Source organism: Variovorax sp. 10L426 (genome assembly GCF_056395305.1).
The window spans coordinates 236,102-249,884 of record NZ_JBFTJF010000005.1; the positions used below are offsets into that span (position 1 = coordinate 236,102).

Sequence of the window (13,783 nt, forward strand, 5' to 3'; positions counted from 1 at the left end):
AAAGGGGGAATTTTTGGCCGCACGGGGCGGCAGGTGTGATCAAAGCGCTTCAAAGCGTTTCGATGGCAATCGCGTGAAGACCCCGTGCGATGAAAACTTGCAGCGCATCATACACAAGCCGATGTTGCGCCACGCGGGGCTTGCCGGCGAACAACGGCGAGGCGATGCGGACGCGGAAATGAGTGCCGTAGCCATCCGCATTGGCGCCCGCATGACCGGCATGCGCGGCGCTTTCGTCGATCACTTCGAGTTGGGTCGGCTGAAGCGCGTCACGCAGACGCGCTTCGAGATCCGCAGATGTCGGAAGGCTCATGCAGCAGGCTTGTCGGACTTGAGGTAGGGCGAGATATACAAGCCCTGCGCGACCAGGAAGACGATCGGGAACACATAGCCCCAGAGCTTGAAGTTGACCCACGCCTCGGTGCTGAAATACGCGGCCACGTAGCCATTGAGCACTGCCATGAACACGCAGTAGGCGATCCAGGCCACATTCAACCGCCCCCAGATGTGCGTGGGCAGCTCGAGCTGCGCGCCGAGCAGCATCTTGAGGAAGTTCTTCTTGAAGACCCACAGCGCAATGGCCAGCGCCACCGCCATGGCACCGTAGAGCACCGTCGGCTTCCACTTGATGAAGCGGTCGTCGTGCAGTGCCAGCGTGAGCGATCCGAAAAGAAGGATCAGCACCAGCGTGGCCTTCTGCATCGGCAGCAGCTTGCGTTCGGTGAACCAGATGATCGCCATCTGGATGACCGTGCCGGCCATGAGCACGCCGGTGGCGGTGTAGATGTCGTAGAGCTTGAACGCGCCGAAGAACAGCAGGATCGGGAAGAAATCGAGGATCAGTTTCATGGTCAGGGGATCCGGGATCAGTCGGTCTCGCGCTTCTGGAAGTCCAGCGAGGCCGAGTTCATGCAATAGCGCAGGCCGGTCTCTGTCGGCCCGTCCGGAAACACGTGGCCAAGATGGGCGCCGCAATGGGCGCAGACGTTTTCGGTGCGAACCATGCCGTGCGAGCGGTCGACGATGTTGCGGATCGCGCCGGGCACCGCCTCCTGCGAGAAGCTTGGCCAGCCGCAGCCGGCGTCAAACTTGGTGGCCGACTCGAACAGCTTGGCGCCGCAGCAGATGCAATGGTAGGTGCCGTCGTCCCAGTGGGCTTCGTACTTTCCGGTGAAGGGGCGCTCGGTCGCTGCATGGCGCGTGACCTCGAAAGCGGCGGGTTCGGCGCCTTTCTCGGCAAGCACGGCTTTCCATTCGGCGTCGGTTTTCTGGATGGGTTCGGTCATGATGAGCAGCTGATTTCGATCGTGGAAGCCCAATCGGGCGGGAAACCGGCGAAAGCCTCGTGGCCGGCGTGCTCTTCAAATGGGGTTTCGAGCAGCGCGAGCAAGGTGGCAACGCCGGAATAGTCCTTCTGCTGCGCGGCTTCGATGGCTTGCTGGCCCAAGTGGTTCCGCAGCACGAACTTGGGGTTGGACTGGATCATCAGGTCGGCCGCCCGCGCTGCTGGAATGCCTTTGCGGCGTTCCGAAAACGATGCCAGCCAGCCGTCGATGCCGGCGCGGTCGATGAAGAGATCGCGCACGACGTCCGGATTGTCGCCTGCCACGAGGCCGGACAGACGCCGCCAGAAGATCGTGTAGTCGACCTTTTCCTGCGCCAGCAGTTTCAGCACGCCCTCGATGAGCGCGCGGTCGGATTCAGCCGAGTCGACGAGGCCCAGCTTGGCCCGCATGCGTGCCTCGAATTCGTTCGGGAAGACAGTCTTGTACGACTCCAGCGCGGCGATCGCGATTTCCTGGTCACCGATCAGCGGCAGCAGCGCCTGAGCGAGGCAGAACAGGTTCCAGTAGGCGACGTTGGGCTGCTGGTTGTAGGCATAGCGGCCGGACGTATCGCTGTGGTTGCAGATGTGCCGCGGATCGAAACCATCGAGGAACTGGAAGGGCCCGTAGTCGATGGTGAGCCCGAGGATGCTCATGTTGTCGGTGTTCATCACGCCGTGGCAGAAGCCGACCGCCTGCCACTGCGCGAGCAGGGCGGCTGTGCGCTCGCTCACCGCTTCGAGCAAAGCCGCGTAGGCGTTGCCGTTGAAGCGGTCGGTGGTCCGGCAGGCGGGGTAGTAGCGGTCGATCACGTAGTCCGCCAGGGCGCGCAGTTCGTCGTCGCGCTGGTTGGCGGCGAAATGCTCGAAGTGCCCGAAGCGGATGAAGCTCGGCGACAGGCGGGTGACCACGGCCGCGGTTTCGAGTTCTTCGCGGCGCACGCGGGCGTCCGAGCCGGTCACGCAAAGTGCCCGGGTCGTCGGGATGCCCAGCGCGTGCATCGCCTCGCTGCACAGGAACTCGCGGATGCTGGAGCGCAGGACGGCACGGCCATCGCCCATGCGGGAGTACGGCGTGAGCCCGCTGCCCTTCAACTGGACTTCGAGGCCGCCCGCTGTCTCGCCGAGCAGGATCGCCCGGCCGTCGCCGAGCTGGCCGGCCCAAACGCCGAATTGGTGCCCGCTGTAGACGGTGGCGATCGGCCGCGTTCCGGCGATGGGGGCGTTTCCGGTGAAAGCCGCCAACCCTTCGTCCGATTCCAGCAAGGACGGATCCAGGCCGAGCTCGCGCGCGGCCAAGAGGCTGCGACCGACCCAATAGGGCTCCGGCAGCGGGCGGGGCTGGAGTTCGGTGAAGAATTGGGAGCCCAGGCCTGAAAAGCCGGGGACCCAGCGCAGTCCGAGGTCCACGACGTCGGCTTCGTCTGCAAGCATGGTCATGGGCCGGATTGTCCCGCACCGGACGCCGACCCCAAAACGCAAGGGGAATGGTGCTACTGTGGCGCCCATGGACGGACTCATGGTGCGCACCACAGCGCAAGGCAAGGTCGAAGGCGTCGACGACACCGTCGGCAGCGGTACCTATTACTGGAAGGGCATCCCCTTCGCCCAGCCGCCGGTCGGCGCGCTGCGCTGGCGCGCACCGGTCGAGCCCGAACCCTGGACCGGCATCCGCGAGGCGCGCGAATTCGGCGAGCCCTGCCTGCAAGTCGGCCGCATTTATGGTCCGGGTACCAACAATACCTGCGACGCGACCATTGCGAGCACGCTCAATACGCCGGTCGGCAGCGAGGACTGCCTGACGCTCAACATCTGGCGTCCCGCGAGCACTGACGACAAGCTGCCGGTGATGCTGTTCATCCACGGTGGCAGCAACATCTCGGGCTATAGCGCCGACCCCCTTTACGACGGCGCGAACCTCGCCCGGAAGGCGAATGCCGTGATCGTCACCGCGAACTACCGGCTCGGCGTCTTCGGCTTTCTGAATCTTCCGCAATTGCGGCCCGGCGGATCGGAGGGCGACGACTCCGGTAATTTCGCGCTCCTGGACAACCTGGCGACGCTGCGCTACATCCAGAAGAACATCGCCGCCTTCGGTGGCGACCCCGGCAATGTCACGGTGATGGGCCAATCCGCCGGCGCCATCAACCTGCTGGCGTTGATCGCCTCGCCGCTGTCCGAGGGACTCTTCCATCGCGCCATGCCGTTGAGCGGCGGGATTTCGCTCGCCAGCAACCTGCCGCAGGGCAGCCTGCCGACGCTGATGCCCGCTTCGACCTACCTGGCGCAGGGCAATGCGCTGCTGCTGAATCTTCTCGTGGCGGACGGCAAGGCGGCCGACCTCGACGCCGCTGCGGCGTTTGCCGCCAGCCAGGCGAAGGAACAGATCGCCGAGTTTCTGCGCTCGCTGGACGGGAAAACCATCCTGAACACCGTGTTCGCCAAGGGCCTGACCGGCTCAGGGCCGATTCCGGACGGCGTGGTGTTGCCCGCCGACCCGATCGCCGCGTTCGCCGCCGGGCGCTATACGAAGATGCCGATGGTGGTCGGCGTCACGCGCGACGAGGGCAAGCTGTTCGCGGCGTTCCTGACGCTGTTCGGCGGCAAGCCCGGCATCAAGATCGACGACGCGACGCGCTTCATCATGATGCAGAACTTCGATCCGGATGCGCCGACCCCGCTGACGTCCGCCGACATCCTCGACGCGTCGTACCTGCCCGTGGAAACGCCCGACACAGGTTACGACGCAATGACGGCGCGAATCACCCAGGGCTTCATGATGCGCAGTTGCGACAACCTGCTCGACACCTTGAAGACGCAGCAGGCGAACGTCTGGCATTACCAGTTCGACTGGGCTCAGGAGCCCGCGCCGTGGAACGAGATCTACGGCGCCGCGCATGTCTTCGATCTCGGCTTCGTCTTCGGCAATTTCGGTCCGTCGCTGTTCTCCAATGTGACCAACAGCGCCGCCAACCGCCCCGGACGGCTCGCCCTGTCGGACGCCATGATGGCGAGCGTCGCCGCCTTCCTCCGCGCCGGCGATCCGAACACGCCCGAACTCGGCGCGCACTGGGCGCCGTGGCCGTCGAAGATCGTGTTCGACGCCAGCCCGGACGCCGCCCGCATCCAAACTCAATAGGCCCGCAATAGGCCCGCCCGCCGCGGGTGAACTACAACTCGCGACTGCGGGTTTGTGTCATTGTGTGCAGCGCACAACATCGGCGAATCTCGGGCGGTCAGAGGACGTTGCCTCGATTTTCAAGAAGCCCATTCAACAAGGAGCCAATAGATGCTGGGTTTGATGCAGGACCAACCATTGCTGATCTCGTCGCTGATCGAGTTCGCCGAGCGCCATCACGGCGACGCCGAGATCGTCTCGCGGCGGGTGGAGGGCGACATTCATCGGTCCACCTGGCGAGAGATCGCGTCCCGCTCGCGCCAGGTCGCCAATGCACTCGACGACGAGCAACTGCTCTTCAGCGATCGCGTCGCGACACTGGCCTGGAACGGCTATCGCCACCTCGAGCTGTACTACGGCGTGAGCGGCTCGGGTCGCGTGCTGCACACCATCAACCCGCGGCTGCACCCCGATCAGATCGCATGGATCGCCAACCACGCCGAAGACCAGATCCTGTGCTTCGACCTGACCTTCCTTCCGCTGATACAGGCTGTTCATGCCAAGTGCAAGACCATCCGGAAGTGGATCGCGCTGTGTGATGCCGACAAGCTGCCGGCCGACAGCGGCATCCCCAACCTGGTCAGCTATGAGGCCTGGATGGGCCAGCGCCCGACCGAGTACGCCTGGCCGAGCTTCGACGAAAACTCCGCGTCGAGCATGTGCTACACGAGCGGCACCACGGGCAACCCCAAGGCGGCGCTCTACAGCCATCGCTCGACCTTGCTGCATGCCTACGCCGCGGCCTTGCCGGACGTGATGATGTTGTCCGCACGCGACTCGGTCCTGCCGGTCGTACCGATGTTCCACGTCAACGCCTGGGGCATCCCGTATTCGGGGGCGCTGGTCGGCGCCAAACTGGTGTTTCCAGGCCCGGCGCTGGATGGAAAGTCGGTCTATGAACTGATCGAGGCCGAGAAAGTGAGCTTCGCCGCCGGCGTGCCGACCGTCTGGCAGATGCTGCTCGGGCACCTGCAAGCCAACGGGCTCAAGTTCTCGACGCTCAAGCGCACGGTGATCGGCGGCTCGGCCTGTCCGCCGGCGATGATCAATGCCTTCCAGCAACAGTACGGTGTCGAGGTGTTGCACGCATGGGGCATGACCGAGATGTCGCCACTCGGCACCTTGTGCACCTTGAAGAACAAGCACCTCGATATGCCGCAGGAGCAGCAGACCGCCATCCGCATGAAGCAGGGGCGGGCGATCTTCGGCGTGGACATGAAGATCATCGACGGCGACGGCAAGGATCTGCCCTGGGACGGCAAGACCTCCGGCGACCTGCTGGTCAAGGGGCCGTGGGTGGTCAAGGAATACTTCAAGGGCGAGGGCGGCAATCCGCTCGTGACCGACGAGAACGGCCGAGGCTGGTTCCCGACCGGTGACGTCGCGACCATCGACGCCGACGGCTTCCTGCAGATCACCGACCGCAGCAAGGACGTGATCAAGTCCGGTGGCGAATGGATCAGCTCGATCGACATCGAGAACATCGCGGTGGCGCATCCGTGCGTCGCGATGGCGGCCTGCATCGGCGTCGCGCACCCCAAGTGGGACGAGCGCCCGATCGTCGCGGTCGTGAAGAAGCCGGGCAGCGAAGTTTCTCGCGATGAGCTGCTCGCGTTCTACGAGGGCAAGACGGCCAAATGGCAGATTCCCGACGACGTGGTGTTCGTCGAGGCGATTCCGCTCGGCGCCACCGGCAAGATCCTGAAGACGCGCCTGCGTGAGCTGCTGCGCGACTACAAGTTGCCGGGCGTCTGACCCCGCCGTTCTACCGCCGGGTAGCACCAACAGGATGCGCCGTGTCGCATGGGTGATAGAAACAGCCCCGGCAGCGCTTTTCTTACGGGCATTCCCTGACGGGCGAGGTTCCAAACACTTGTAATCTCGTCCCGCATTCCGACAGCTTGACCCCAGGAGACTCTCAATGAAGTTCGCTCTGAAATTCGCAACTGCCGCCATCCTTGTAGCCAGCGCCACCGGCGCCTTCGCTCAAAAGGGTGAAACCGTCAAAATCGCCTGGATCGACCCGCTCTCGGGTCTGATGGCAGCGGTCGGTACCAACCAGCTGAAGACCTACCAGTTCCTGGCCGAGGAATTCAACAAGAAGAACGCCGCCGGCGTGAAGTTCGAGATCATCGGCATCGACAACAAGCTCAGCCCGCAGGAAACCACGAATGCGCTGCGCTCGGCGCAGGACCAGGGCGCGCGCTACGTCCTCCAGGGCAATGGCTCCGGCGCGGGACTGGCGATCGTCGACGCTCTGGACAAGAGCAACGCCCGCAATCCCGGCAAGGAAATGCTGTACATCAACTACGCTGCGGTCGACCCCGACATGACCAACAGCAAGTGCAGCTACTGGCACTTCCGCCTGGACGCCGACACCTCCATGAAGATGGAAGCGCTGACCACTTTCATGAAGGACCAACCGGAGATCAAGAAGGTCTACATCATCGGCCAGAACTACTCGCACGGCCAGCAGGTCTCCAAGTACGCCAAGGAGAACCTGGCGCGCAAGCGGCCTGACGTGCAGATCGTCGGCGACGACCTCCACCCGCTGGCGCAGGTGCGCGACTTCGCGCCGTACGTTGCCAAGATCAAGGCCTCGGGCGCCGATACGGTGATCACCGGCAACTGGGGTTCCGACCTGACGCTGCTGATCAAGGCGGCGAACGATGCCGGCCTCAACAACGTCAAGTTCTATGTCTACTACGGCAGCGTGAGTGGCACGCCGACTGCCATGGGCGCCGCAGCTGCGGGCAAGGTGTACCAGGTGGCCTATGGCCACGCCAACATGGGCGGCGAGATCGAGCGCCTGGGCAACGAGTTCAACAAGAAGTTCAAGGAAGACCTCTACACACAGTCGGCCTATACGGCGTTCGCGATGCTGAGCGACGCCTTTGTCAAGGCCAAGTCGACCGATCCGGTCAAGGTGGCCGCCGCACTGGAAGGCATGCGCTTCAAGAGCTTCAATGGCGACGTCGAGATGCGCAAGACTGACCACCAGTTGCAGCAAGGCCTCTATATCGCCAAGTGGGAGAAGGCGGGCGGCAAGTACCCCGTCGATGCCGAAGGAACGGGCTACACCTTCGTGCCCGTGAAGTACTACGAGCCCTACGTGGCCAGCACGCCCACCACGTGCGAAATGAAGCGGCCGAGCCCCTGATTCCCTGACGGGGAATTGACCGGTCGAGGCCCGACTTCAAAACTCGGGCCTCTTTTCTTTCCACGCGACCCCAAGGACCGATGAACGTCGAATTCTTCGTCATCTCGCTGCTCAACGGCGTCAGCTACGGCTTGCTGTTGTTCATGCTGAGCTCTGGCCTGACCCTGATCTTCAGCATGATGGGCGTGCTGAATTTCGCTCACACCAGTTTCTACATGCTGGGCGCTTATTTCGCGTACAGCATCTCGCAGGTCGTCGGCTTCTGGCCGGCGCTGGTCCTGTCGCCGCTCATCGTGTTCGCGCTCGGCGCCGCCTTCGAGCGCTACAGCCTGCGCCGCGTCCACAAGTTCGGCCACGTCCCCGAACTGCTCGTCACCTTCGGCCTGTCTTACCTGATCCTCGAATTGGTCCAGCTGGTGTGGGGCCGTTCCACCGTGCCCTATGGCTTGCCGACGCAACTGCAGGGTCCGTTGTTCACGCTCTTCGGTACGCAGTTTCCGAAGTCACGCTCGTTCATCATGCTGGTCGCGATGTTGATGCTGCTGTCGGTGTGGCTGCTGCTCACGCGTACGCGCATTGGCCTGGTGATCCAGGCGGCACTCAAGCATCCCGAAATGGTCGAGGCGCTGGGGCACAACGTGCCGCGCGTCTTCATGCTGGTCTTCGGCGGGGGCGCGGCGCTTGCCGGGCTGGCCGGAGTAATCGGCGGCAACACCTACGTGACGGAGCCGGCCATGGCGGCGTCGGTCGGATCGATCATCTTCGTCGTCGTGGTCGTCGGAGGCATGGGGTCGTTGGCCGGTGCCTTTCTCGCGTCGCTGCTGATCGGCATCCTCCAGACCTTCGCGGTCGCCATGGACCAGTCGCTCGCCGGCGGCCTGCAGATGCTCGGCGTCGCGGTGACGGACCAGACGCCGGGCTACGAGTTGCTCAAGCTCACGATTTCCCAGGTCGCGCCGATCCTGCCGTACCTGCTGCTCGTGCTCATGCTGATCTTCAGGCCCAAAGGTCTGCTCGGCACGCGGGAAGACTGACATGACGCAGCAGAACGCACAACCCATTCAAAACACTGCCGCCAGGCAGTACAACCGCTCCAAGCCCCGGAACATCTCGCGCCTGGTGATCTGGACGGTGTTCGCGGTCGCGCTGATCGTGGCGCCGCTGGTATTCACGAGCAGCCTCGCGCTGACGATGCTGTCGCAGATCGGCTATCTCATCATCATCTGCCTGAGCTACAACATGCTGCTGGGGCAGGGCGGCATGCTGAGCTTCGGGCATGCGGTGTATGTCGGCATGGGATCGTTCATCGCCATTCACGCGATGAACCTGGCGGCCAAGGGCAGCATTCCGGTGCCCTTGGTGCTGATCCCGCTGGTCGGCGGACTGGGCGGGATGGTGTTCGCCATCCTGTTCGGCTATGTCACGACCAAGAAGGCCGGCACCACCTTCGCGATGATCACGCTGGGCATTGGCGAACTCGTGGCCTCCATGGCGCTGATGTTCCCGAGCTTCTTCGGCGGCGAGGGCGGCGTGACGACCAACCGTGTCTATGGCACGCCCTTCCTCGGCCTCACCTTCGGGCCGCAGATGCAGGTCTACTACCTGATCGCGGTGTACTGCTTCATCTGCACGGCGCTGATGTATGCCTTTACCGGCACGCCGCTCGGGCGCATCCTCAACGCCGTGCGTGACAACCCCGAGCGTGTCGCCTTCATCGGCTACAACACGCAGCGGGTGCGCTACTTCGCGTTCATCATCGCGGGCTTCTTCGCCGGCATCGGCGGCGGGCTGGGAGCGATCAACTTCGAGATCGTCAACGCGGCGGACAGCCTGAGCGGCGTCCGTTCGGGCGGCTACCTGCTCTTCACCTTCCTGGGCGGCGCGACTTTCTTCTTCGGCCCGATCATCGGCGCGGTGCTGCTGGTGTTTGCCTCGGTGCTGCTGTCGGAACTGAGCAAGGCATGGCTGCTGTACCTCGGGCTTGTCTTCCTGTTCATGGTCATGTTCGCGCCGGGCGGTGTGGCGAGCCTGATCATGATGAACCTGCGGGTTGCCAAGTTCGGCAAGTTCAAGCGCTTCTGGGGGATCTATGCGGGCCTGATCGCCACGGGCGTGCTCATGGTCGCGGGCGCAGCGGCCATTGTCGAGATGATCTATCACATGCAACTCAACGCAGCGCTCGGACCCGAGTTGCCCTTCGCCGGACTGACGCTCGACACTTCCTCTGCCGCGAACTGGACGGCCGCCGCGGCGCTGTTCTTCGTCGGACTGGGTCTGTTCGAGATCGTGCGGCGACGCTTCGTGCGCACATGGGGCCACGCACAGGAAGAAATCGAAGCCGAGATCAAGCGGAGGGAAGCCGCATGACCCACGCACTTGAACTCAAATCGTTGCGCAAGAGCTTCGGCAAGACGGAGATCATCCGCGGCGTCGATCTCGCCATCGAAGCCGGCGACCGCATCGCCATCATCGGACCCAACGGCGCCGGCAAGTCGACGCTGTTCAACCTGATCAGCGGACGGCTCGCGCCAACCAGCGGCGAGGTGCTGCTCGACGGGCAGCGCATCGACGGCAAGGAGCCTTTCGAGATCAACCGTCTCGGCTTGTCGCGCAGCTTCCAGATCACCAACATCTTCCCGAAGCTCAGCGTCTTCGAGAACCTGCGCTGCGGCGTGCTGTGGAGCCTGGGCTATCGCTACAGCTTCCTGCGCTTCCTGTCGAAACTGCACGACGCCAACGAGCGCACGGAAGAATTGATCCATCAGGTTGGCCTCGACAAGAAGCGCGACGTGCTGGCGGTGAACCTGACCTATGCGGAGCAACGCGCGCTGGAGATCGGCGTGACCATCGCCGGCGGCGCCAGCGTGATCTTGCTCGACGAGCCGACCGCGGGCATGAGCAAGACCGAGACCTCGCACTTCATCGCGCTCATCAAGCAAGTCACCGTGGGCAAGACGCTGCTCACCGTCGAGCATGACATGGGCGTGGTGTTCGGCCTTGCCGACAAGATCGCGGTGGTGGTCTACGGCGAAGTCATCGCCTTCGACACGCCTGCCGCCGTGCGCGCCAATCCGCGCGTGCAGGAGGCCTATCTCGGCTCGGCCGTTGCCGATGCCCAGGGCGCTGGACACTGACCGATATGCTGAAGCTTCACGACATCCACGCCTATTACGGCAAGAGCCATGTGTTGCATGGTGTTTCGTTTGACGTCGGTCCCGGGGAAATCGTGGCGCTTCTGGGCCGCAACGGCTCCGGCCGATCGACCACGGCGAAGGCCATCATGGGCCTCGTGCATGCCGAAGGAACGCTGCGCTGGAAGGAGCAGGACATCCTTCGCCGCAAGGCCTACGAGATCGCCCACCTGGGCATCGGCTACGTGCCGGAGAACCGCGACATCTTCCCGAAGCTCACGGTGCACCAGAACCTGCTGCTGGGGCAAAAAGGCAAGGGCAAAGGCAGCCGTTGGTCCTTCGACGACATGTACGGCATGTTCCCGCGCCTCAAGGAGCGCCAGCACACCGAAGCGGGCGTGCTCTCGGGCGGCGAGCAGCAGATGCTGACGCTGTGCCGCACGCTGATGGGCGACCCCGACCTGATCATCATCGACGAGCCGACCGAAGGCCTTGCGCCGAAGATCGTCGAACTGGTGGGCGAGTACCTGCGCACACTGAAGGACAAGGGCGTGTCGGTGCTTCTCATCGAGCAGAAGCTGACCATCGCCATGCAGATTTCCGATCGCGCGCTGGTCATGGGCCACGGCAGCATCGTTTTCGACGGCACGCCTGATTCCCTTCGTGCAGACGCCGCAACTCGCAAGGAATGGCTGGAAGTTTGATACTTCCGTTCGTTGTCCCGGCAGCGACTGAATGTTGTTGCCGGGTCATCCGAAACGCCTAGAATTCCACAAAAAAAGAACACTCGTGCTTTTTAAGTGCGAAGGCCGCGGCGCCGACGGGTGCCATGGCCTTCGAACCCGTTTTTTCGATCCTCTCCCATCCCAAAGGAACGCAGCATGACGGCTGAATACAAAGTGCTCGGCGATGTCGCCGTGATCACCATGACCAACCCCCCGGTCAATGGCCTCGGTTTTTCGACACGCATCGGCATCACCGACGGTCTCGCCAAGGCGATCGACGATCCGGCCGTCAAGTCGATCGTCATCACCGGCGCGGGCAAGGCCTTCTCGGGCGGCGCCGACATCAAGGAATTCGGCACGCCGAAGGCCCTGCAGGAGCCCAACCTGCTGAGCGTGATCCTCGCGCTCGAAGCATCGACCAAGCCCATCGTTGCCGCGATCCACTCCGTGTGCATGGGCGGCGGCCTCGAACTGGCGCTGGGCTGCCACTATCGCATCGCCGCACCGGGCACCAGCGTTGCGCTGCCCGAAGTCAAGCTGGGCCTCATTCCCGGCGCCGGCGGTACGCAGCGCCTGCCGCGCGTGCTGGGCGTCGAAACCGCGCTCAACATGATCGTGAGCGGCGAGCCCGTCAAGAGCGAACTGCTCGCCACGCTGCCCGGCCAGAAGCTGTTCGACCAGCTGGCCGGTTCGGCTGAATCCCTGTTCGACGAAGCGATCGAGTTCGCCAAGTCGGTGGCCGGCAAGACCGGCGAAGCGCTGCCGCTGGTGCGCAACCTGCCATGCAAGCACCCGCAAGGCGATGCGTACTTCCAGTTCACGCGCAACATGGTCGGCGGCATGTCGAAGAACTACCCGGCGCCGCTGAAGTGCGTCGATGCCGTGCAGGCCGCGACCAAGATGAAGTTCGATGACGGCATGGCCGAAGAGCGCCGCATCTTCACCGCGCTGATGTTCACGCCCGAATCGATGGCGCTGCGCCACCTGTTCATGGCCGAGCGCGCGGCTTCACGCATTCCGGACGTACCCGAAGACACACCCCAGCGCACCATCAAGTCCGTCGGCGTCATTGGCGCCGGCACGATGGGCGGCGGCATCTCGATGAACTTCCTGAACGCGGGCATCCCGGTCAAGATCCTCGAAATGAAGCAGGAAGCGCTCGACCGCGGCGTGGCCACCATCAAGAAGAACTACGAAGCGCAGGTCAAGAAGGGCAAGCTCAAGCAGGACAAGTACGACCAGCGCATGGCGCTCCTGAGCACCACGCTCGACTACAACGATCTGAAGGACGCGGACCTCATCATCGAGGCCGTGTTCGAGGAACTGGGCGTCAAGGAAAAGGTGTTCAAGGAACTCGATCGCGTCGCCAAGGCCGGCGCGATCCTGGCGTCGAACACCTCCACGCTCGACGTCGACAAGATCGCAGCATTCACGAAGCGTCCGCAGGACGTGGTCGGCATGCACTTCTTCAGCCCGGCCAACGTGATGAAGCTGCTCGAAGTCGTTCGCGGCAAGCAGACGGCCAAGGACGTGCTCGCGACCGTCATGTCGACGGCCAAGAAGATCAAGAAGACGGCAGTGGTTTCCGGCGTGTGCGACGGCTTCATCGGCAATCGCATGATCGAGCAGTACTCGCGCCAGGCGGGCTTCCTGCTGGACGAAGGTGCGACCCCGCAGCAGGTCGACAAGGCGATCGAGAAGTTCGGCTTCGCGATGGGCCCGTTCCGCATGGGTGACCTCGCCGGCAACGACATCGGCTGGGCGATTCGCAAGCGCCGCGCCACCGAGATCGCCGACATGAAGTACAGCCGCACGGCCGACAAGCTCTGCGAACTGGGCCGCTTCGGCCAGAAGACCGGGGCAGGGTGGTACGACTACCAGGCCGGCAAGCGCGACGCCATTCCTTCGGACCTCGTCAACAAGATGATCGAGGAGCATCGCAAGGAAATCGGCATCACGCCGCGCAAGATCTCCGACGAAGAAATCGTGCAGCGTCTGGTGTATGCGCTGGTCAACGAAGGTGCGCATATCCTCGAAGACGGCATTGCCTCGAAGTCCGGCGACATCGACATGGTGTACCTCACGGGCTACGGCTTCCCGATCTGGCGCGGCGGTCCGATGCACTACGCATCGCAGGTCGGCCTCTACAACGTGGCCGAATCGATGAAGCGTTTCGCGAAGAACCCGCACGACGACGCGAACTTCTGGAAGCCCGCACCGCTGATCCAGAAGCTGGTGGCCGAAGGCAAGTCGTTCAGCTGACCG

Annotated in this window: 12 protein-coding genes; 8 read left to right on the forward strand and 4 right to left on the reverse strand. The window is 63.6% G+C overall.

Features of this window, described 5'->3' with window-relative positions; genetic code table 11:
* Positions 1 to 49: 49 nt before the first annotated feature.
* From AC1DHL_RS09615 to AC1DHL_RS09630, 4 genes are read right to left on the reverse strand one after another with little or no spacing between them, the layout of a single operon-like run.
* Positions 50 to 313: a BolA family protein gene (locus AC1DHL_RS09615; protein WP_478161838.1), complete on the reverse strand. Its 264-nt coding sequence runs from the start codon at positions 311 to 313 to the stop codon at positions 50 to 52.
* Positions 310 to 849, reverse strand: a complete 540-nt coding sequence (locus tag AC1DHL_RS09620) for a septation protein A (protein WP_478102616.1) — start codon at positions 847 to 849, stop codon at positions 310 to 312. The genes AC1DHL_RS09615 and AC1DHL_RS09620 overlap by 4 nt, the downstream gene beginning before the upstream one ends.
* Before the next feature lie 17 nt (positions 850 to 866).
* Entirely contained in the window at positions 867 to 1,286 is a 420-nt protein-coding gene (gene msrB, locus AC1DHL_RS09625; RefSeq protein WP_478161839.1) for a peptide-methionine (R)-S-oxide reductase MsrB, read from the reverse strand.
* A complete protein-coding gene (locus AC1DHL_RS09630) occupies positions 1,283 to 2,764 on the reverse strand; it encodes a protein adenylyltransferase SelO (RefSeq protein WP_478161840.1) in 1,482 nt (493 codons plus the stop codon). Before AC1DHL_RS09630 ends, msrB begins: the two co-directional genes overlap by 4 nt.
* 79 nt (positions 2,765 to 2,843) lie before the next feature.
* Here AC1DHL_RS09630 and AC1DHL_RS09635 point away from each other — a divergent pair, with 79 nt between their 5' ends.
* The 8 genes from AC1DHL_RS09635 to AC1DHL_RS09670 all read left to right on the forward strand — a co-directional run bounded on the left by AC1DHL_RS09635 (position 2,844) and on the right by AC1DHL_RS09670 (position 13,780).
* Entirely contained in the window at positions 2,844 to 4,463 is a 1,620-nt protein-coding gene (locus tag AC1DHL_RS09635; protein WP_478161841.1) for a carboxylesterase/lipase family protein, read from the forward strand.
* Between the two features lie 150 nt (positions 4,464 to 4,613).
* Positions 4,614 to 6,257, forward strand: a complete 1,644-nt coding sequence (locus tag AC1DHL_RS09640; RefSeq protein ID WP_478161842.1) for a 3-(methylthio)propionyl-CoA ligase — start codon at positions 4,614 to 4,616, stop codon at positions 6,255 to 6,257.
* 166 nt (positions 6,258 to 6,423) lie between these two features.
* Positions 6,424 to 7,662 carry a branched-chain amino acid ABC transporter substrate-binding protein gene (locus AC1DHL_RS09645; protein ID WP_478102625.1) on the forward strand — a complete coding sequence of 413 codons (1,239 nt, stop codon included), beginning with the start codon at positions 6,424 to 6,426 and terminating at the stop codon, positions 7,660 to 7,662.
* An 80-nt stretch (positions 7,663 to 7,742) separates the two neighbouring features.
* The gene (locus AC1DHL_RS09650; protein WP_478102627.1) at positions 7,743 to 8,696 is read left to right on the forward strand and encodes a branched-chain amino acid ABC transporter permease; all 954 of its coding nucleotides are present in this window, start codon (positions 7,743 to 7,745) and stop codon (positions 8,694 to 8,696) included.
* A gap of 1 nt (position 8,697) precedes the next feature.
* The gene (locus tag AC1DHL_RS09655) at positions 8,698 to 10,029 is read left to right on the forward strand and encodes a branched-chain amino acid ABC transporter permease (protein ID WP_478102629.1); all 1,332 of its coding nucleotides are present in this window, start codon (positions 8,698 to 8,700) and stop codon (positions 10,027 to 10,029) included.
* A complete protein-coding gene (locus AC1DHL_RS09660; protein ID WP_478161843.1) occupies positions 10,026 to 10,796 on the forward strand; it encodes an ABC transporter ATP-binding protein in 771 nt (256 codons plus the stop codon). The genes AC1DHL_RS09655 and AC1DHL_RS09660 overlap by 4 nt, the downstream gene beginning before the upstream one ends.
* Positions 10,797 to 10,801: 5 nt before the next feature.
* On the forward strand, positions 10,802 to 11,497 hold the full coding sequence (locus AC1DHL_RS09665) for an ABC transporter ATP-binding protein (protein WP_478161844.1): 696 nt from the start codon (positions 10,802 to 10,804) through the stop codon (positions 11,495 to 11,497).
* Between the two features lie 177 nt (positions 11,498 to 11,674).
* Positions 11,675 to 13,780, forward strand: a complete 2,106-nt coding sequence (locus AC1DHL_RS09670; protein ID WP_478161845.1) for a 3-hydroxyacyl-CoA dehydrogenase NAD-binding domain-containing protein — start codon at positions 11,675 to 11,677, stop codon at positions 13,778 to 13,780.
* The last annotated feature ends 3 nt before the right edge of the window (positions 13,781 to 13,783 follow it).